Origin of the sequence: Sorangium sp. So ce385 (assembly GCF_051474135.1) — a bacterium.
Classification (GTDB): domain Bacteria; phylum Myxococcota_A; class Polyangia; order Polyangiales; family Polyangiaceae; genus Sorangium; species Sorangium cellulosum_D.
On record NZ_CP150337.1, the window covers coordinates 552,467 to 572,435 of the forward strand.

15 protein-coding genes and 2 pseudogenes are annotated in these 19,969 nt (G+C 71.8%); 8 read left to right on the forward strand and 9 right to left on the reverse strand.

Features of this window, described 5'->3' with window-relative positions:
- Nucleotides 1–39: 39 nt before the first annotated feature.
- On the reverse strand, nucleotides 40–3,594 hold the full coding sequence (locus WME83_RS02135) for a PD-(D/E)XK nuclease family protein (protein ID WP_437317595.1): 3,555 nt from the start codon (nucleotides 3,592–3,594) through the stop codon (nucleotides 40–42).
- 1,339 nt (nucleotides 3,595–4,933) lie between these two features.
- Here WME83_RS02135 and WME83_RS02140 point away from each other — a divergent pair.
- The 6 genes and pseudogenes from WME83_RS02140 (at nucleotide 4,934) to WME83_RS02165 (ending at nucleotide 8,813) form a co-directional block, all read left to right on the forward strand.
- Nucleotides 4,934–5,206: a hypothetical protein gene (locus WME83_RS02140; protein ID WP_437317596.1), complete on the forward strand. Its 273-nt coding sequence runs from the start codon at nucleotides 4,934–4,936 to the stop codon at nucleotides 5,204–5,206.
- Complete coding sequence (locus WME83_RS02145) at nucleotides 5,206–5,937, forward strand: hypothetical protein (RefSeq protein WP_437317597.1); 732 nt, start codon at nucleotides 5,206–5,208, stop codon at nucleotides 5,935–5,937. The genes WME83_RS02140 and WME83_RS02145 overlap by 1 nt, the downstream gene beginning before the upstream one ends.
- A gap of 638 nt (nucleotides 5,938–6,575) precedes the next feature.
- Nucleotides 6,576–6,758: pseudogene (locus WME83_RS02150) on the forward strand (hypothetical protein); the annotation flags it as partial.
- A 53-nt stretch (nucleotides 6,759–6,811) separates the two neighbouring features.
- The gene (locus WME83_RS02155) at nucleotides 6,812–7,114 is read left to right on the forward strand and encodes a hypothetical protein (RefSeq protein WP_437317598.1); all 303 of its coding nucleotides are present in this window, start codon (nucleotides 6,812–6,814) and stop codon (nucleotides 7,112–7,114) included.
- 799 nt (nucleotides 7,115–7,913) lie between these two features.
- Nucleotides 7,914–8,087, forward strand: a complete 174-nt coding sequence (locus WME83_RS02160) for a hypothetical protein (protein WP_437317599.1) — start codon at nucleotides 7,914–7,916, stop codon at nucleotides 8,085–8,087.
- A gap of 135 nt (nucleotides 8,088–8,222) precedes the next feature.
- The gene (locus WME83_RS02165) at nucleotides 8,223–8,813 is read left to right on the forward strand and encodes a hypothetical protein (protein ID WP_437317600.1); all 591 of its coding nucleotides are present in this window, start codon (nucleotides 8,223–8,225) and stop codon (nucleotides 8,811–8,813) included.
- Nucleotides 8,814–8,849: 36 nt separating this feature from the next.
- Here WME83_RS02165 and WME83_RS02170 read toward each other — a convergent pair whose 3' ends face one another.
- Nucleotides 8,850–8,993: a hypothetical protein gene (locus tag WME83_RS02170; protein ID WP_437317601.1), complete on the reverse strand. Its 144-nt coding sequence runs from the start codon at nucleotides 8,991–8,993 to the stop codon at nucleotides 8,850–8,852.
- Between the two features lie 5 nt (nucleotides 8,994–8,998).
- Nucleotides 8,999–9,373, reverse strand: a pseudogene (locus WME83_RS02175) (sulfatase-like hydrolase/transferase); the annotation flags it as partial.
- A gap of 789 nt (nucleotides 9,374–10,162) precedes the next feature.
- Between WME83_RS02175 and ribD the strand changes: the two are divergent.
- Together ribD and WME83_RS02185 are read left to right on the forward strand one after the other, a co-directional pair.
- Nucleotides 10,163–10,639, forward strand: a complete 477-nt coding sequence (gene ribD, locus WME83_RS02180) for a bifunctional diaminohydroxyphosphoribosylaminopyrimidine deaminase/5-amino-6-(5-phosphoribosylamino)uracil reductase RibD (RefSeq protein ID WP_437317602.1) — start codon at nucleotides 10,163–10,165, stop codon at nucleotides 10,637–10,639.
- A gap of 416 nt (nucleotides 10,640–11,055) precedes the next feature.
- Nucleotides 11,056–12,009, forward strand: a complete 954-nt coding sequence (locus tag WME83_RS02185) for a S1 family peptidase (RefSeq protein WP_437317603.1) — start codon at nucleotides 11,056–11,058, stop codon at nucleotides 12,007–12,009.
- Here the strand turns inward: WME83_RS02185 and WME83_RS02190 are convergent, their stop codons facing one another.
- The 6 genes from WME83_RS02190 to WME83_RS02215 all read right to left on the reverse strand — a co-directional run bounded on the left by WME83_RS02190 (nucleotide 12,010) and on the right by WME83_RS02215 (nucleotide 19,867).
- Complete coding sequence (locus tag WME83_RS02190; RefSeq protein ID WP_437317604.1) at nucleotides 12,010–14,826, reverse strand: hypothetical protein; 2,817 nt, start codon at nucleotides 14,824–14,826, stop codon at nucleotides 12,010–12,012.
- A gap of 358 nt (nucleotides 14,827–15,184) precedes the next feature.
- The gene (locus tag WME83_RS02195; RefSeq protein ID WP_437317605.1) at nucleotides 15,185–15,655 is read right to left on the reverse strand and encodes a hypothetical protein; all 471 of its coding nucleotides are present in this window, start codon (nucleotides 15,653–15,655) and stop codon (nucleotides 15,185–15,187) included.
- A 526-nt stretch (nucleotides 15,656–16,181) separates the two neighbouring features.
- Nucleotides 16,182–17,438 (reverse strand): radical SAM protein, encoded by a 1,257-nt coding sequence (locus tag WME83_RS02200; RefSeq protein ID WP_437317606.1) that lies wholly within the window; start codon nucleotides 17,436–17,438, stop codon nucleotides 16,182–16,184.
- Between the two features lie 142 nt (nucleotides 17,439–17,580).
- A complete protein-coding gene (locus tag WME83_RS02205; RefSeq protein WP_437317607.1) occupies nucleotides 17,581–18,252 on the reverse strand; it encodes a hypothetical protein in 672 nt (223 codons plus the stop codon).
- A gap of 31 nt (nucleotides 18,253–18,283) precedes the next feature.
- Nucleotides 18,284–19,264 (reverse strand): extracellular catalytic domain type 1 short-chain-length polyhydroxyalkanoate depolymerase, encoded by a 981-nt coding sequence (locus tag WME83_RS02210; protein WP_437317608.1) that lies wholly within the window; start codon nucleotides 19,262–19,264, stop codon nucleotides 18,284–18,286.
- A 186-nt stretch (nucleotides 19,265–19,450) separates the two neighbouring features.
- A complete protein-coding gene (locus WME83_RS02215; RefSeq protein ID WP_020465086.1) occupies nucleotides 19,451–19,867 on the reverse strand; it encodes a GAF domain-containing protein in 417 nt (138 codons plus the stop codon).
- Between the last annotated feature and the right edge of the window lie 102 nt (nucleotides 19,868–19,969).

Consider the following 19,969-nt stretch of genomic DNA (forward strand, 5'->3'; position numbering starts at 1 on the left):
CTGGCACCCTGAACGCGCGTCCGGGCGCGACACCCGCGCTCACGCCAGCCTGCGGAGCTGCTCCAGCCGCCGGCGCTGGTCGATGTCGCGCCGCTTGATCTTCCCGGTCCTGAGCTCCTCGTAGGGCCCGCACACGGGCCGGTAATCGCACTGCGCGCACGCCCCCTCCGCCGGCATCGGCAGGAGCGCCGCCCTGTCGATCGCGTCGCCGATGATCCCCGCCACCTGCGCGGCCGCCTCGCGGGCCCGCGCGTCCAGGTAGATCGGCACCTCGGTGAAGCCGCCGGCGGAGGTGCAGTAATAGAGCCGCCCCGACTCGACCTGCGTCCCCGGCGGCATGAGCTTCTCCAGCGCGAGCGCGTAGAGGACCGGCTGGAGCGTGCCCCCGCCGCTCACGACCGCGTCGCGCGGCGCCCGCGCCTTGCCCGTCTTGTAGTCGGTCGCCCGCATCGCGCCCCACACGCTCCGCTCGACGAGGTCGATCGACCCCCGGAGCTTGACCCCGCAGTCGAGCTCCACCGGCTGGTCCGAGCTCCCCGGATCCCGGGTGGCGAAGCGGCGCGGCAGCCCGAACGACAGCTCGAAATGGATCGGCTCCCAGTCGCGGTCCTCCGCGGCGCGCCGCAGCCACTCGCGGAGATCGGCCCGCACCGACGCGATGCCGTCGTCCCAGACGCGCTGGATCGCCGGCGCGAGTTCGTCGGCGTAGCGCGCGGCCACGCGGTCGAGCGCCCGATCGAGCTCGGCCCGCGCTTCGTCGAGCGAGGCCACGCTCACCGGCAGCTTGCCCGCGTCGCGCAGCGCGACGAGCACCTCGTAGAGCACGTCGTGCACGAGCCGGCCGCGCTGGAGCGGATCGAGCTCCTCGATCGCCTCCGGCGCCGGGCGCGGCGCGAGCTTGTGCACGGCGTAGAGGAAGAACCGGTAGGGGCACGCGGCGAAGTGCTGGAGCGCGGTCGGCGAGAACGACCGGCGCCCGAACGCGTGCTTCGCGAGCGCCTCGCGCGCCTCCGCGACCGGCTTGAACAGCCCGTCCGCGCTCGTCCACGCCGGGATCCAGCGCCGCGCCCGGAACCTGAGCGCCCGCGCGAGGTGCGGGTTCGCGCCGAGCAGGTAGCGCGCCGTGCCGATGGTGCGGTCCTCCGGGAGGCTGAAGAGCGTCTCCAGGAGCGCGAGGTCGTGCTCCGCCGCGTCGATGGCGTCCTCGGGCCGCGCGGGCGCGGGCCAGCCGATGCGCGCGGCGCCGCCCTGCTCGGCGCGGCGCTCGAGCTCGCCGAAGCCGGGCAGCCTGCCCTCGGCCGCGCGCAGGAGCTCGAGCCCGTAGAACGACGGCACCCGCGGCCGCGACTGGTCCATGTCGACGCGCGGGTACGACACGACGAGCTTGCGGCGGGCCGCGCCGACCGCGAGCCGCAGCGCGAGGCGCTCGCGCGCCACCCGGTCGTCGCTCGTGTCGAGGCCCGAGGCGCCCCCGGCGATCGCCCGGCGGAGCGCGTCGCGGAGGATCGGGTCCTCGGTGACCTTCTGCGGGAAGATCCGCTCGGCGAGCCCGGGCACGAAGACCACGTCGAACGAGCGCCCGCGGGCGGCCTCGATCGGCGCCACGAAGAGGCGCCCGTCGCGGCGGGCGGCCGGGGGCATCACGAGGTCGGTGAGCCGGTGCGCGAGGCAGAGGCGCACCTCGCCGAGGTCCACGGGGCCCACGTCGGCCATGGGCGCGAGCTCGGCGAGCACCGCGAGCACCCGCTCGGGGCGCCGGAGCGCGCGCGTCGCGAGCGCCGAGAGCCGGTCGCGCCACGCGCCCCAGGTCGCGCGCTCGCCCGGGCTCGGCAGCGCCGAGAGGAGCGGCAGCGCGAAGTCCCGGAGCGCCTCGAGGTCGGCGAGCGTCCGCGCGATGCGCGCGGCGTCGCGCTCCTCCGGGGCGCGCGCGAGCTCTTGCCGGAGCTCCCGCTCGAAGCCGGAGAGCCGCGCCTTCCACCGGTCGAGCCCGCCGATCACCGCTGCGTCGACGAGGATCCGCTCCCAGCGCCGCGGGGCGCGCAGGGTGCCGTCCTGCACGGGGGCGTCGCGGTCGTCGCTCGGCGCGGCCTGCGGAGCCGGCGCGCCCGGCGGCTCCGGCGGTTCCGGAGCGCCCGGCGGTTCCGGCGCACTCCGCGGCTCCGGCGCGCCCGGCGGTTCCAGCGCGCCCGGCGCGCCTGCACCGGGCAGCGCGCCGCCGCCCGAGGGCGCCTCCTCTTCATCTCCGATCGCCAGCGCGTCCCCGAGCTCCTCCGCGCCCTCGTCGAGCTCACCGCGCAGGAGCGCGGGGAAGAAGTCGTCGTCCGGCGGCACCCACCGGTCGGCCTCGGACGCGGCCGGGGGCGGCTCGCCCGCGGGCGTGGCGTCGGGCACCTGCCCGAGCGAGAGGTACTCGGCGAAGCGCGACGCCGAGAGGTGCTCGGCCGCGCACGCGAGCAGCGCGAGCAGCGCCCGGCCCGCCGGATCGGGCTGGACCGAGCCCTGCGCGAAGTACGCGGGGATCCCGGCCCGGCGCAGCGCCTCGACGAGGTGCGCGCGGTACTGCTCGGGCGCGCGCAGGAGGATCGCCATGCGCTCGAACGGCACGCCGCGGCCGGCCTCGCGCAGCGCGATGCGCGCGAGCTCCACGCACTCCCGGCTCTCCCCGGGCGCGGAGAGGATCTCGACCTCGTCGCCGAGCCCCGGGGCCTCGTCGGTCAGCGGATCGAACAGGTGCTCCTGCAGGCGCGCGAGCGAGGTGCTGGGCGCGCCCGGCGGCGGCCCGTCGTCCGCGTCGTCCGCGTCGCCGCCCGCGCCGCTGGCCGCGCCGGCGCCGTCGTGCGCGGCCGAGATCGCGGTCAGCGAGATCCGCCGCGACGGCGACCGGAGCGCGGCCTCGAGGTGGCGCAGCGACGCGGCGTCGCCGGCGGGCACGGTGGCGAGCGCGTCGGGCGAGCGCGCGGCCAGCGCCTCGATCAGCTCGCGCTCCAGCGCGAACCGCACCGGCAGGTCGAGCAGGAGCGTCGGCAGCCCGAGCAGCGGGTGCCTGGCGCGCGGATCGCCGCCGTCGTCGGAGCGGGCGCGCTCGGCCGCGAGCCGCAGGACGAGCGCGCGATCGGCGAGCCCGGCCGCGTCCAGGGCGGCGTCGAAGGCGCGGGCGATGCGGTCGAGATCGGCCGGCGCGAGCGCGTCCGGATCGACGCCGGCGAGCCGCACCTCGTCGAGCGTCCGCGCCACGGCGCGCGGCAGCCCGGGCCGGTCCGCGACGCGGGCGAAGCGGCCGAGCAGCCCGTCCTGCGCGAGCCCGTCGATGGCGCGCGCGCACAGCGCCTCGATCGCGAGCGCGCTGGCCGGGACGAGGCCGCGCGCGGCGAGCGCCGGCATCGCGAGCGCCGCGGCGACGCGCCCCAGGGTGAGCCGGTGCCAGCCGAAGGTGGCGCGGCGGCCGCGGATCGACGCGCGGGCGAGCTCGCTCACGGCCTCGACCGACGCGCCGACGAGGAGCACGCGCTCGGCGGGGCGCCGGCGGCGCAGCCAGCCCACGGCGCGATCGAGCCGGGCGGCGGCGCTGGGCGAGGTGATGACGGCGTGGGGCACGAGGGCGATGAGGGATGCGGCGGAGGCCGCGGGGGAGACGGGGAGACGCCGGGCCGCGGTGAGGACCGCTGCACGACGGTGCTGGGCGGGAGTGTGAAGCAGAACGGCGGTGGAGGAAACCCGGCGCCGAGCGGGACGGCGCGGGCGCCGGGCCGGTCGAGGCCGCCGGCCTTGGGGCAGTCGAGGCTACCGGGCGGGGGCCCGCGCGGTGGTTGGCCGGGGCGGCTGCACCGCGTACGCTACCGCGCGCGAGTGCGCCGCCGCCTCGTCGGTTGAGCATGCACATGCAAGCTTCGACTGGTTCCGGCCGCACGGGCGCGGTGTCCTGGGCAGGCTCCGTGCGGCTCGACGGACCGGAGCGCCGGCGGCCGAGCGGCCGGAAGTACGTGCTCATGCAGCAGTCAATCGGTGGAGGTGCGCTGATAGGGCGCAGAAGGTCACGGCCTATCCACGGGAATACGGGCGTAAGCCGCACGAGATGCGCCCATCCGTGGGAATACGGATCGTAGGCCGCGGTGCTCGCGGCCTACATGCGGAAATGCGCAGATTGGCCGTGCGTCACAGACAATAGCAATGTTGGGCCGGCTGCCGTTGAGCATGTCACGTCGGCGGCCCACCAGCGGCGGCAGCTCCGCAACCCTCCGGAGGTCCTCGGAGATGACGGTAGGTTCGCCTCGGTCGCCTGCTGGTTCTGCGACCTCTCTACAGGTATGGTGCAGCTTCCTGCGGGTTCTCCCCGAGCCGAAGAGCGTCGCCTGATAGCTCGCCGACGTAGGAGAGCTCCGTGCAGCAGGGCCCAGAACAGTGACAGTGTAACGCGCCCGACCGAGGGGAAGGCGCCAAGCGCCGTCGCTGTGCGTGCGGTGGCCCGAAGGGGCCGGTGTGTTGCTTGTGCACGCGAGCGATGCCGAACCGTGGTACATGAAGACGTGGATGAGCCGCCTCATGCTTCGCGCGATGAAGAAAGCGGACGATCACATGCCTCTGCTCGGCCGAACCGCTCGAACCCTGGGCGTGAGAGTCTCCGCCGCAGGTGCCGTCCCGGAAGACCCGCCTGAGTTCGACGTTTATCCCGATGCTGCCGGTTACGTCACTCCCGGCCGAGGCCTCTCTGTTGCGATGGACGATCCCGGCGGGCTTCCGAGGCATCGGAAGCCCCGATCGCTGGGAGGCGAAGGACGAGATCCAGTCTTCTCGCTTCCTATGAGCGCAGTCGGTAGGGTCCTGAACGTGAACGAGGATCGCCCGCCGCACGCACTCATCGAACCGGCCACCCGGTGTTCGCTCGCGGAATACGAGGCCGCTCTCGCGGAAACGCGGACGTCATGGAAGGTGTACGATGTCTGAAGCGCTCGAGAGGTACAGGCTCCTCGAGAACGAACTCGTGCGTATCCGATGGATCCACCGCGGCCTTGAGTCCCCGGAGGAAGACGATATTTTGGAGAAAATGGACGCCGCATGGTCCCGATTGTCCGCGGAGGAACAAGTTGCAGTGGGTGCCGAACCCGTTCGGTCGATTCTCCGTGAGAGCCCTCTCCTCACGCGAACGGTGGTGGACGAGGATGTGTGGGTTTACCGGGAACTGCCGCCTCGCAGGAAGGAGGTTGCCTGATGTATCTGACCGCGCAGCACGTATACTCGATCGCGAAAAGAAAGAGCGGCATCAACGCATTCATGTATCGGCATGGCGCTGGGGCTGTGCCCGGCATGTCGTGGGCTCGGCCCGTCGTTGAGCCGGTCGCGGACGAGCACGTCGGGACGCGAGGTCCGGAGCACGTGGAGATCGCGCCTGGCGGCAACAGAGTACTCAGCTTCGTTGACATCGTCACCGCCGATGACACACCCATCGAGCAGGTCCAGGATGCGATCCGGACTTTCGGCGCTACCTTCTCCCCGGAGCGCCTGCCGGTGTCGACCACCATTGGCGCTGTTGCGATCCGCTTCGGCGCGCAGTCTGGCCTTGCTCAGGGCCAGGCTCATGCAGAGTTCGCGCAGATCGCCGCGCGGGCGCTGGACCTCCTTAGGAACCCGCGCGAACCGGCATGGCGCACTCAGGAACCTCTGGAAGTTGACGTCGAGCAGACCGTGGAGGGGCTTCGCTTCACTCTCCGACTGGAAGCCAAGCGCCGGTTGGCAGCAATCCACGGCGCCGAATGGGCCGCTCCTCGAATCAGTATTTCGCACGATAATCGCGAAGCCTTCGAACTCGCCCATGGCGACGTATTCAAGAACTTCGTTCCCATTCTCGCGAATCTCGACATCGAGCGTGTGGCGGACCTTGGCGGCATGCGTTTCTACAGAGCCAACACTAATGACGTGATCGCCGAGTGGCCGCAACGATAGCTGGGCCCACTGTTCCGTGTGTCCTCGTGACCATTAAACGGGAAAGCCTCGCGACTACGCCGGCGCAGGCAGGGTTCCGGCGGGCACCTACCGCGGTTCGGTACACTGCATGTGCGGGGGCGGGCACTGACGCACTCCGCGTGCTTCGAGTACGTTGAGCGTGTCGGCCGCCCTCACATCAACAAGCCTGGGGACGGAGCACTACGACCCGAGGTGGCGGCGGCGCCTCCAAGCGCAGTCGGCCCCGAATGTCCTGCGGTCGCGCGCCGCTTCCGCGGCGCCGAGAGGCGCGGTGGACCGTGGGCCTCCATGCAGACAAACTCGCGCGTGGTACTCTTTCTGCCAAAGCGAGATGGCTCTCCGGGCCCCACGCTATGCGGCGCGCCGCCGAACCAGCGGCTGTGCTGACGGCGCGAGCCGAGCCTCGCTAAGCTCGCACGGCGCCCAAGAGCACAGCCGCAAATCGTTGGACAGGTGCGTGCACTCGTTGCGCGGTTCGTCCTTGCTGATCCTCTACCGCGGTCTTTGGATCCACGGCGGTGCGAGTGGGCTTGCACGCCGCATACCGTGAGTGTAGCCTCACATTGCTTCCAAGCAGAGGAGTCACGACTATGGTTGACAAGTCCGAGTGGTACAAGGCAGCGGGGGCAACTGCTGCCGGAGCGGCTGCGGGAGGCGTGACATCCGCCGCCGTTGGCTCCATGGGTCTTGCCGTGGGCGGAACGGCGGTCGCGATTGGAGCTGCGCCGCTGGTTGCCGCGGGCGCCGTCGTTGGCCTCGCGAGCTACGGGCTGTATCGCCTGTTCGGTGGCTCGAAGTAGTGAAACCGGAGTCGAGAGCCCTCGGGCAGGCGTTGCTGGACCATCATCATGCCATGACGCAGGCGTACCCGCCCGCGAAGCGCCTGATCGTCAGCCGGTACCTCATCGGCTACGCACTGCTGTGCCAACGAGCGGGCGTGCCACATCTCACGCGCGTGGTCGGACACTTCCTGGTAGAGATCGCGGAGTGGTGTCGAGACAACGATTATCCTCCGTTGAACTCGCTCGCTGTAAACGAAGAGAAGGGCATGCCCGGCGATGGCTACGATAAGGCTGGTGGCTTTCTCATGATTGACTGGGCGAACGACGTGCAGGACTGCATCCGGTTCACGTCCTTTCCAGCCACGATGCCGTAGCGGGATTCCACGTAAGCTCCTCGACTCTCCAGCGAAGGGTCCTCTTCGACTGCAACGACGCCCATGTCGCGGATCGCTTCGTCGTCGATCACGGCATCACCCACCTCTCGGCCGCCGTTGTCTCCCACCTCGACGTCGACCACATCCGCGGCGTCCTCCCCCTTCCTGGAAGGGTTCTTGGCCCGCGGGGGCAATGTCGACGAGCTCTACATCGGCATGGATGGCGACCCGAACGAACGAACGATGAAGGAGGCGTGCACGGCCCTCCTCGACAAGGCGTTCGCGTGGGAGAGAGACGAAACGCTCGTGCTCTGCTCGCCCACCCGCGAATCGAAGCCCAAAATCGTGTGCAGCGGCGCCGGCTGGAGCGTGGACGTGGTGCTCCCGTACTATGGGAAGCAGCTCAAGGCGCTCGTCGACGGCGAGCAGCCCAACGAGTGTTCCGCCGTCCTGCGCGTGACCTGCGGAGGGATCGCGGTTCTCATCGGCGGCGACGCGCCGCTCTCCTCCTGGTCTCACCTAGACGACCGGCTGGTGAAGGCCAGAGTCGTCCGCGCGCCCCACCACGGCGGCGAGATCCGCAGCGGAGATGACGATTTCCGCGACCTGTACGAGCGCGTGGAGGCCGAGCTCTCCGTCTTCTCGGTGGGGACGAACAACCGCTGGGGCCATCCATTCGAGGACCACGTCCACGCAGCGCATCGCGCTGGATCGTGCCGCGTCCTCTGCACCCAGCTCACGCCGAGATGCCACGATCGGCCTGAAGAGCGCCTGGCGAAGGCCTGGCGCGCACGGAGAGGTGACCTACGCGTATCGTCACCAGGTGAAGTGCTCGGCGGACACGGTCGAGGTGCCCTGCGCGCGCTCGATCGCCTTGACCCTCGACGGCGCCGGAGGCTACTCCGTCGCGCCGGCCCGCTACGGCTGGCACGACGCCTTCGTCGCCAAGCTGGACCAGCCCATGTGCCTCTAAGGCCCCGGCGTCGCGCTGCACGCCCCACTGGTTCCGGCCGCACGGGTTGGGCGGGTGAGGGCCACCGCCGGAAGCTCGCGCATCAGACAGCTCGTGCGTGGTCGACACGCACCGAAACGACGAGGCGACCCCTCCATGTTCCACTACCTGACCATCGGGCATTTCGACCCTGACCTCATCTACCCGTGGCGCCGCCTGTCCGTGGAACGGCCGCTCACGCCCGACGAGATCAGCGCCGTCGAGCACGCCGTCGAGGAATCCGTGGGTCATCCCGTCGACCTTGGAGCGGCGCTGCAGCCGAACGGCGTGTTGCGGATCCTCTGGCTCGGGGACCGCCGGCAAGCGGCGATCGCGAGGGCCGTCGCCGACGCCGCGCACCGCCTGCTCGGGGCGGTGGCTGCGGACCGGGAGCACGCGGAGGTGGTCGTCCCGGGGCGCAGGGGCCCGCCGTGGCCCAGGTTGACGCTCGAGTTCGTCATGGAGGGCCGAGCGCGAGAGCTGATCGTGGACCGGCCCATCGGCGCCGAAGACATCGCCGCGCTCAAGCGCGTCGCTTCCGAGGCTTGCGGCCGGCCGGCGGGGCTTTACCTGACCGAGAAGTCGTACGGCGCGTACATCTTCTGCTGGCTCGGGGAACCCGGCGCAGAAGCGATTCTCTCGGCGGCCGAGCGGCTCTTCGGCACGCTCGCGCGAGAGATCCCCGCCTCGCGGCGCCCTTGGGGGTGAGAGCTCATCCAATGCCATGTCATGGTGGGCGGCCGCTCAATCGGAGGTGCGTTGCATGCTCTGGAGGATGGTGTCCAGGTTCCACGTCTCCGGCTTCTGCCGGGGAGGGAACTTCTGGAACGAGGCCGCGAACTTCCTGGCGAAGGCGAGGGGCGGGATGATCACGAAGGCATGATCCATACGCCACTTTTGCCGAACTGCCCAGTGGCGTAGCCGGGCGGCTGGAGGATCTCGGCGATCGTGGGATCCTCGTCGCTGAGCCCCCGCTTCGCGCCCGGGATGCCGACCTTGGTGAGGCCGGTCCGGAGCGGCGTCTGGCCCGTCATGAGGGCGGCGCGCCCGGCGGTGCAGCTCTGCTGTCCGTAGTAGTCGGTGAAGAGGATCCCTTCGCGCGCGATCCGGTCGATGTGGGGCGTCTCATAGCCCATCATTCCCCGGTTGTACGCGCTCAGGTTGAACCAGCCGATGTCGTCTCCCATGATGATCAGGATATTCGGCCGCTCCCTGCTCCCCGTCCTGGTGCGAGCTCCGCCGCGCAGACGCGATGCTTGCCGTCTCATGTCCGGATCATGCGCGCGGGCGTCCGGACCGGGAGCAGGGCGGCGCGTTATCATCCACTTCCACTGTCGCCAGCCGTTCCGAGGCCGGAGTCTCCGTCGCCTGGGTCGCGTCCCGGAGCTCGCTGCGGCGTGACGCCCTCCGCCAATGTGACTTCGCGGTGAGCTCAGGAGCGAGGGGTTCAACCCCGCGGACGGGCACATACGAACGAATGGCACGAGCGCATCTACGCCGAGATGGTCGACGATCGCGCCCGGCCCCGTCGAAGAGCCCCCGCCAGGACGGCCGAAGCCGTCCAGACGCCCCCGCCCGGGGGGGGCGGTACGCCATGAACCCATCCGGGTGAGCCGGCTCGTCCACGCCGGACATGGGTGGCACCCGTCTCCCGGTGGACGTGCCACCACCAAAACATGGGCGGCACCCGTCTCCCGGTGGACGTGCCACCACCAAAACATGGGTGGCACCCGTCTCCCGGTGGACGTGCCACCACCAAAACATGGGCGGCCCCCGTCTCCGCGCTGGACATGCCTCCCTCCGCCGACCCCCGCGACCCTCGGCCAGCCCCTCTCGCCGGCGCTCCGGGTCCCACCCTCCCGACCCGATGCGTCCCAGGGTGAGCCGGCTGCCCGTCGAAGGTGACGCCGCAGCCGCGGCCCCGACGAGCGGGCGAGCCCGCTCACCGTCGCTACCCCGACCGCGGCCCTCCGCTATACTGGCCGCGTGATGCAGTGCGATGTTGCGGCGAGGCAGGCAGGCCGTCCCTTCACGGCCCGCCGTGCCCCGGGGCCGGCATGAACGACCTCGATCTTCGCTGGATGGATCGCTGCCTGGAGCTCGCGAGGCGCGCCGCCGGGCGCACCGCCCCGAACCCGATGGTCGGCTCGGTCATCGTGCGCGGCGGCGAGGTGCTCGCCGAGGGGTTCCACGAGCGAGCCGGGCTGGCCCACGCCGAGGTCGACGCCCTCCGCAAGCTCGCCGGCCGCGCCGAGGGCGCCACGCTCTACGTCAACCTCGAGCCGTGCTGCCACCACGGCCGGACGCCGCCCTGCACCGACGCGCTCCTCCGATCCGGCGTCCGGCGCGTCGTGATCGGGATGATCGACCCGAACCCCCTCGTCTCCGGCAAGGGCGTGGCCCTGCTCGAGAGCGCCGGGATCGAGGTCACGATCGGCGTCCGCGAGCCCGCGTGCCGCGAGCTCAACCGCGCCTACATCGCGAGCATGGCCGAGCGCAGCGCCGCGGTCGCTCGAGCGACGCCGACGTCCTGACACCGCGCACCCGCACCGCCGACACCCCTCAGGTGGCGGCGGTCGCGTACCACCAGCTGGCGGCGGTCGCGTACCGCCCGCATCCACGGCCCGCGCGCCCCCCTGGCGAGCGCGGCGCCGCGACCTCTCCCCCCATGAACCTCCCGGCCGTGCAGGCCGCGGCCAAGCGCCCGGCGAACCTCGCCGCTCGCGCGCCATTCCAGGACGCGACCCGGCGAGATCCCCCCACGCGCGCCATTTCCAGGCCACCGCTGCGCGCGCATCCGGCTCGTAGGCCCGGAGGCGCGCCGCGCACGGCGCTGGCACCACGCTTGTTATGCCCTCCACCCACCCGTGGGCCCGGGCAGCGCAAAGACTGTGTGCGTCCTCACGCCATGGCCGTTGTAGACATCATTTGTAGACGGAAAGGTGGCAGTATGAAGAATGCTATCCCGATCGCGATCCTGTGCCTCGGCGGGCTCGGCTGCGCGGATATGCCTGCTGGGGGCGAGGGCGAGCAACCGTTGCTCACGTCCCGACAGCGCATCGTCGGGGGCGCCGTGGACACTGCGCACGCCTATGTCGTGGGCGTGGGCAATCGCGGCCGGGCGTACTGCAGCGGGACCGTGATCTCCCGGCGCACCGTGATCACGGCGGGACACTGCCACGGCGGGCTCACGCGGGTCTTCTTCGGCACGGACCTCGGGCGGCGCTCGGCGAGCGTGCCGGTCGAAGCGTCGAGGCGCCACCCCGAGTACGACCCGGGCACCTTCCAGAACGATCTCACCCTCCTCAAGCTGGAGAGCGACGCGCCCGTGCAGCCTGCGCCGCTCCTGCGCGAGTCGATGGACAACAGCCGCTGGTACATCGGGCCGGACTACACCTTCGTCGGTTATGGCGTCTCCGACGGGGTCGCCGGGACAGGGTTCGGCATGCGACGCGCCGTGGCGTTTCCCATCCTGGCGATCGGCCCTGCCCAGGTCGGCGGCACGCCGGGGACGATCGACGAGACCCAGTTCTATTACCAGGTCCCCGCCATGAACACGTGCGCCGGCGACTCCGGAGGTCCGGCGTTCCTCGTGCGGTGGGGCGTCGAGCGCCACGCCGGCGTGACGTCGTTCGGCGACAACCCCTGCACCCTGGACGGGGTGCAGGCGCGCACCGATCACGACCAGATCTCCCGGTTCATCCAGCCGACGATCGACGAGTTCGAGGCGGACAACCCATGCCGCGCGGACGGCCTCTGCGACGCATCCTGCGATGTCGGCCCCGATCTCGTCGACCCGGACTGCGCCGACCGCCACTGCGGCGCAGACGGGGTGTGCGCGCTCGCCTGCGTGTCCCCGCCCGACCCGGACTGCGCTTCCGGCGACGATGGCGGGGGCGAGTGATCAGGGCGTGTCCGAGGGGTCCGCCGGGTCGCTGCCGGCGCTCCGCTCGTCGCCGTCGAGGAAGCCGTCCTCGTCGCGATCGATGCCGGCGCGGTAGCCCGAGCCCGGCGGCGTGCACGTGTACGTCAGCGGGCGCCCCGTCGCGACCGCGATCTGGCGGAGCACGGCGTCCGGGATCGGCGGCAGCGCCAGCCGGTCGGCGGCGAACTTCCCGGCGCCGGTGTAGAGGAAGCCGATCTCCTGCAAGATCACGTGGCTCTTCGCGATGAGGTCGCACTCGCCCGCATCGGCCCGCTGGATCAGGAGATCGACGCGCGGCCCGGCGGCGGCCTGGTCGTCCCAGCTCAAGGTCACCTGCTGGCCGACGATCGGCGCCAGGTTCGAGTCGAAGGCGAGGAGGAACGCCTCGAGCTGCCGGCGGACCGCGTCGCCCGCCGGCGAGTCCGGCAGGCCGTCGGGGTTGTCGGGGAAGGTGCCGAACTGGTTCGTGAAGCCCGTGAACGGCGAGAACCCCATGCCGCGGAAGAACCGGAACAGCGTATCGAAGCTCCCGTCGTGCAGGAATCCAAACCCCCGCACCTGATCTCCCTTGTGCGCGTTGTCGCCCGGCAGGATGCCGAAATCGGGGGCTTCCATCCCGAACATCCCGACCTTCTGGTACAAATTGCGCAGGTGCGGCGTCTTCATGAGCTGCGGCTGGAAGTCGAACGTCATGTTGCCGTCGGTGCCGAAGAAGCCGGGCTTGTCCGTGCCGGGGTTGCTGTCCGGGTCGAGGACGTGGCAGCCGTTGCAGATGGCGGTCCCGTCCAGGTTGCTGTTGAAGAAGGTGTCGCGCCCGGCCTGCTGATCCGGCGTGAGCGCGTTGTCCAGGCGGCGGATCGGGTTGGGCGGATACGTCACCTGGAGGATGAAGTCGGCGAACGCCTCCATGTCGGCGGCGGGGATCGGGCCGCTCCGGCCGAGCAGGTCGGTGAAGCCGGCCTGGAACTTCCGGAACGCGGCGCGCTCGTCGTACGAGCCGCTGTCCGGCTGGGCCGTCGGCGCGTCGTTGCCGCCCGTGCGATCGCCGCGCCAGTGCATGGGCCCGTGGTTCGCCATGCCGCGCAGGCTCTGGGTCGTGGTCGGGCCCTTCATCGGGTGGAACTCCTGCGCCATCGGCTGCTGCGTGAACAGGTTGAGCAGCGGGCCGACGAACGGGCCCGGGTTGGTCGTGACCGCCGCGTCCGGATTGCCGAGATCCCACCCGAGGCTGTCGAAGTCGCCGAAGATATGGCAGCTCGCGCACGAGGAGTCGCCGTGCGCCGAGCTCGATCGCGCGTCGTAGAGGAACCTCCGCCCGAGCGTGACGCTCGGCGGCTCGGGGCTGTACATCGCGACGTGCGCCGTCTCGGTGCCGGCGGCGGTGTCGATGATCGAGATCGCGTTGTCGAAGCGGGTCAGCACGAACAGCTGGCCGCGCGGCTCGTCGAGCGCGAGCCCCGACGGGCCGCCGCCGCTCACCTCGATGTGGTCGGCCGCGTCGGGCACGAACGTGTCGTTCTCGAGCGCGGCCGTGCTGAACACGCCCACCTTGCTCGAGCCGAGCGCGGCGACATAGAGCGTCGCGCCGTCGCTCGTGACGGCCATGTCGACCGGCTGGGCCAGGCTCGCCTCGCTCTCCGCGTTCGGCGTCGGGGCGCAGCAGACCGAGTAATCGATGTGCTTGTTGAGGTGCCGCGGGGCGACGCGCGGGGCGCCGTTCCGGCGGAGCACCGTGATCCGGCTCTCGTGCAGGTGGCCCCGCAGGCTCTGCCCGGCGAAGGCGCCCGGGCCCTCGAACCGCTGCTCGTTCCTCGCGTCGGTGTTGGAGACGTAGACCTTCCCGTTCGCCGGGTTGACGACCATGTTGAAGAGGATCGTCCCGACGCCGGTGAAGACCCCCGAGGGCCCGGCGACGGGCTGCGGGGGGCTCGCCATCGCGTCGATGGCGAACACGTCCTTGTCGGGCAGCGAGAGCTTTACCCGGTAGTCCCAGGGGTTGCCGAGCTCGTCGACCCAGTGCGCGCCGTCGAACTTGACGATGAGGCTGACCGGGGGCGCCGGGTCGCCGTCCGCGTTGGTGGCCGGGCCCGGCGCGCTCGGGTCGGGCACGAGCAGCTCGGTGATGACGGTGGTCTGGTTGCCCGAGTGGAAGCCGGCGGCGTAGACGCGGGCGCCGTCGGGCGTGGCGGCGAGCGCGCGCGGCGTGTCGGTGAAGAGGGTGAGGATGGTGAGCGGCGCGCCGCCGAGCGACGTGCCCAGGTGGTTCGCGTCGAACACCCAGACGTCGGCCCGGCCCACGCCGGGCGTCGTGAGCTGCGGGTCGTTCGGGTTGTTCTGGCCGCGGTGCGCGGCCGTGATGAAGGCGCGGCGCCGCCCCGGGCCGGCAAACACGATGTCTCGCGGCTCGTCGCCCACGAGCAGCGTGCGCTCGACGCGGCCGCCGTGACCGCCGGGGGAGAGCTGGACGACGCTCACGCTGTCCGACAGGTGGTTCACGACCCACACCTCCGTGTCGCTCCGCGCCGCCACGGCGACCGGCTCGAGCCCGACCGGGATCGAGCTCCGGTGGTCGAGCGCGCCGTCGCGCACGCGGAAGACCTCGAGGCGGCCGTCCGGCGTGTTGAGCGCGAACAGCAGGTTTCCGCTGGGAGACAGCGCGAGCGGGCGCACCTGCCCGCTCTCGAAGAGCGTGGTCGAGCCGGCCAGCGAAGGCGCGCTGGACGCGAGGACGGTCGCGGCCGCCGCGGCGGACAAACGTCCGGCGGCGACCCTTCGCAGAGCGAACGGTGACTTCATGGGGCCTCCTCGAGCAAGCGACTTCAGGGAGCGATCGGAGATCGGGCGATCATTCAACGATTAACACAACCACGCTCTCTCGAGGTCCATGAATGCGCGCGAAGGTTTCAATTTTGAAATGTGTGCGCTGTCCCACGCGCGTTCCGGCCTTCGAGGTCACGGCGCGTCACGAGGCAAACGTCGAAATGCTGCGCCGCGGAGCGCCGCGCGCGGTCACGCGGTCACGCGGTCACGCGGTCACGCGGTCACGCGGTGGTCAGCGCTCGCGGGCGCAGGAGGGGGCTGGAAGAACGGGGGAGAGGCGGTCGGCGCCGGAGGGGTCGACGACGCCTGAGCGGGGCGCGCCCGGGCGGGGGCGCTACTTCTTGACCGTCACGTACCGGAAGCCGTCGCGCTCGGCGCCCATGTCGAGCGCGCCGCTGCGGCGGAGCTCGATGCCGCGGGGCTCGTTCGCCTTGAGGTCGTCGAGCTGGCCGATCATGGCGACGATCTCCGGCGCGCCGTGCCGCTTCGCGAAGGCCACGAGCGGGCAGTCGCGCGCGCCCGAGGCGAGGCGCGCGCCGGCGTCGCTGACCTTGTCGAAGCGGGAGCCGCCCGGCGAGCCCGGGAGCGTGCTCTTCATGATCAGGCGCCGCGCGGGCTTCAGCCGGAACACGATATCCATCGCGGCGTCGAGCAGCGGGCTCCGGTTCAGCTGCTTGCGGTAGAACGCGAGCAGCATGTCCTCGGCGAGGCGCAGGGCCGGCCCCCGGTCCACGCCGAGGTCGTGCAGGAGCGCCTGGTAGATCGCGAGCACCGGCGGGCCGAGCTCGAAGAGCTTGCGGCTCATGCTGCTCTGGAACCGAGGTATCGTCGCCTCCAGCGCGAGATACCTCTCCTTGGCGTGCGTGTGGAGCTCCGCAGCGCACTCTTCGCCGAGCTCGCGAGTCGCGACGAATCGGCCTTCCCTGAGGATCTGAGCAAGACGTTCGGACGGCGACGACATGCTCCTAAATTACCACACGCGGCGCCGCGGCGAGAACCATCCTTCGCATTTTTCCCGGCGCAAATGGGCACTCGCGGTGGCCGGCCTGGCCGGCCAATGGACCCTTGAAATGGCCGGCCAGTCCGGCCAGCGGCGCAGCGGACTCGGCATGTCAGCCGGACTACGCGTCAGACGGTCCTCCGGCCGCCGGGCCGTCCGGTCAGCCCGGCGTCCAGCCCGGCGTGATCGGAGGAGTCCTGTCCGGACGCAACGGCGGAGTCCCGGGTCTCCGGACTGGGCCTCTCGTGGAACGAGACGGAAATCTTTCGGCAATACGCCGGGATGGCGCCGGGCCGCGCCCCACCGGTCGAGCGCGGCCGGCGGGGCAGCGCTACGCGGCCGCAGGTCCCCACAGGCCGGGCACGCGCGTCCCGCACGCGGGGCACGCGCCGCCGGAGAGGAGGACCTCCTGCGTCTCGTAGTTGAACCGCCGCACCACGACCTCGTAACAACCCGGGCAGCGGGTGTGCGAGAGCTCGCGCACGCGGTCGGCCACGTTGCTGACGTAGACGTACCGCATGCCGCGCGCGTACGCGACGCCGGCCACGTCCACGAGGAACGCCGGGTCGGTCGTCAGGCGATCGCGCATCTTGTAACGCGGGTAAAAGGCGTTGAGGTGCCAGGGGATGTCGGGATCGACGCGGGCGATCTCGGCGCCGAGGGCGCGGAGGCCGTCCGCCTTGTCGTTGAAGCCCGGGACGACGAGCGTCACGACCTCCACCCAGTAGCCGAGGCGGCGGGCCTCGCCGATCGCCGCGAGCACGGGCTCCACGCGGCCGCCGAGCGTCCGGTACTGGTCGGCGCTCCACCCCTTGAGATCGACGCGGAACACGTCGGTGACCGGGCGCATGTACGCGAGCGCCTCGGGGGTCGTGTTGCCGTCCGAGATGAGCGCCGTGACGAGCCCCCGCCGCCGCGCCTCCGTGAACACCGCGCGCGCCCACTCGGCCGTGATCATCGGCTCGTTGTAGGCGCTGGCGAGGACCCCGCAGCCGGCGGCGACGGCCGTCTCGACGAGATCCGCGGCGCTGATGTCGATCGGCTCGCCGTCGCCCTCGGGCTCGCGCAGCGCCTGCGAGACCTTCCAGTTCTGGCAATAAGGACACCGCAGGTCGCACCCGAACATGCCGAAGGTGAGCGACCGCGCGCCGGGGCGCACGTGGAAGATCGTGTTCGTCTCGACCGATCGCACGTAGTGGCGAGCGACGTAGCCGAACGGGACGCGGAGCTCGCCGCCCTGCTCGAAGCGGATCCCGCACGCGCCGGCGCGCCCCGGCGAGAGGACGCAGCGGTGCGCGCACGCGGTGCACCGGAGATACCCCTCCTCGGGCCCTCGCTCGTAGAGCTCGCCGGGCACCGTGCGGCGGGCGAGCTTCGCCGTGAGCGGCTCGCCAGGCGCGCCGCCCGCGCCGGGCTCGGCGGGGGCGCGCTCGCCGCCGGCGCAGCCCGCGCCCGCGTCGGCGGGGGCGCGCTCGCCGGCGGGCGCCGCGCCGCGCACGAGGTCCTCGACGCGGACGTGCGGGCGGCAGCCGGGGTCGAGCGGATCGCCCATCGCTGCCTCCGGGGCGCTCTGGCCGTTCGTCTCCATGGGAAGGCGCCCATCCTCGCATCGGCGCCGCGAAAGACAAGGGCCGGCGCCCGGAACTCGGAGGCCGGGGGCCCTCGATCGCCGACCGCCGACGCGAGCACCGGTGGGAACGGCGCGTGACCCGTCGCGACGCTCGATCTTGTCAGGGGCCGAGAGCCGAGCGCGCCCGGCGCAGGAGCTCCCGCTGCGCGGCGTTCAGCCGGATCCCGGGCCGGCGCTGCCGGAGCCGGGCCTCCATCGCGTCGACGTCGGCCGCGAGCTCGCGCTCGAGCAGCAGCGCGGTCGCGAGGGTCGCCGATCGGCCGCGGCCGGAGGCGCAGTGCAGGTACACGCCGTCCACGCCGCGCAGCCGCTCGAGGAGCTCCCGGAGCCTCTCCACCTCGGGGCCCGTGCCGTCGAGCGTGGGCACGCAGAGGTAGCCGGGATGGCGGCGCACCGCGGCGGCCGCCGGAAACTCGGCCGTCAGATCCACGACCAGCCGCACGCCCGCCGGCAGCTCGTGCGCCAGGGGGCGGCGGCCGACCCAGAGCCCTGGCGCCACCTCGTTGGCGCAGTCCGCCCGCCCGAGCGCCCGCTCCGCGCTCCACAGCGCCCAGGTCAGGAGGAAGTACGGACCGAGCAGGACGAGCGCCCACGCGGCCTGCGTGCCGTCAGGCCGCTTGCCCAGCATCGCGGGCCGGCGCGCCAGGTACGCGGCGCCGACCAGGCCGAAGCTCAGCGCCGGCCAGAGGAGGACGAGCGCGGCCCCGTCCGCGAGGGCGGCGAGCGAGGCAACCGAGGCGCTCAGGACGAGGAAGGTCAGGCCGTATCGCATGGAGCGGGGATGCGTCCGCTCGGCCATGCTCTCACATCGGGTGCTCCTCGAAGAAGTCGAGCAGCCGCTCGCTCGCGTCGAACGTCTCGCTCTTCGGCCCGAACACCGGCGGCAGATCCCCTCCGCCCGGCCACGTGTGCCCGCCCCCCTCGACCGCGCAGTGCTCGACCTCGGCCTCGTCGGCGCAGCGCGACCACGCCGTACACGTCGTGTCGCCGCGCGCGTAGGTGACGTGCGAGACGTCGGCGCAGCCGTCGCGCTCGCGCCAGATCGCGAGGCTCTCGGCCACGGAGATGAACTCCAGGCTCCCCGGCACGGGCACCGGGACCACCCCCGTGCCTCCGTTGTAAGGGATCACGATGTCCGCGGTCCCGTGCACATGCAAAACGGAGATCGGGCGCGCCGGCTCGCAGGTCGCCGGCGGCACGTGCAGGACGCCGGCGACCGGAGCGATCGCGGCGACCCTGTCCGCGAGCTCGCAGCCGAGGCGGTGGGCCATGAGCGCGCCGTTCGACATGCCGGTCACGAAGATCCGCCGCGGGTCGACGCGGTGCTCCTCCGAGATGGCGTCGATCAGGTCACGCGTGAAACCCACGTCGTCGACCCCCTCTTGCCACGCTTGGCCGCAACACAGGCCTGCGTTCCAGCTCCCGCCGATGCCCGCGGGATAGGCGACCAGGAGACCCCGTTCGTCCGCAAGCGCGCTGAGCCCCGTGAGGGCGGCCTCCGCCTCGGGCGTCCCGTTGAAGTGGTGAAAGTCGAACACGAGCGGGACACGCCCCTTCTTCCTGTGAAGAGATCTCGGGACGTGCAGGAGGGCCGAGCGCTCCCGGCCGCCGCTCGTCACGTGGATCCAGCGGTCTCCCGCGGGGCTCTCCCCGCCGGAACAACCCGGCTCACCCGCCATGACACGCTCCGCCGCCGTCCCCAGCGGCTCCGGCGAGCCGCAGCCAGCAAGGACGGCGGCAGCGATCATCAGGAACACCCCTCTTCCGTGGCTGACGATATCCATGCACACCTCCCGAGAGAGGGAACAGTACAATGCGCGTCAGGCATGGCCAGCGCCCCCCTTCTCACGATCGCGCGTGCGATCCGGATGTGTGCTGTGCGCAAATAGCGCTTCGCGCGCCCGGCAAAGCCGACGGCGCGGGTCAGGGGGCTGGCGAGCGCGGCGGCCACGGCCGCGCGAGGCGAGCGTTCAGGCCGGGAGCGCGCCCGCGCCCTCGGCGAGCCTGGCGAGCTCGTCCTCGCCGAGCTCGCGCTCGCCGGCGAACGCGATGCCCACGACGGCGCGCACGCTCGCCGAGGCGTCACGCACCGGCAGGGCCACCGCGGCCTGCGCCGCGACCGCCCTGGCGCCCGGCCGGACGTCGCCGGACGTGTCCGTCTGCAGGTTGCACGTCTGCACGGGCTGGCCGCGCTCCCAGGCGAGCCCGGCCATGCCCTTGCCGCGCGGGACGAGGCGCGTGATCTCCTGCACCTTCTCGGGGATGTTCACGGCCGCGGCCAGCGCGAGCGCGTCGCCCTCGACGAGGTGCACCGTCCCGGCGATGCCCCCATTCTCGGCGACGAAGCTCCGCAGCCACGGCTCGAACGACGCTTGGCGCGCATGCATGCCCGCACCCTCGACCGGCGCGGGGCGTGCGTCAACCGCGAGGATTCGCTCGCCCCCGTCATCCGTCTTTCGTCTTTCGTCTTTCGTCCTTCGTCCTTCGTC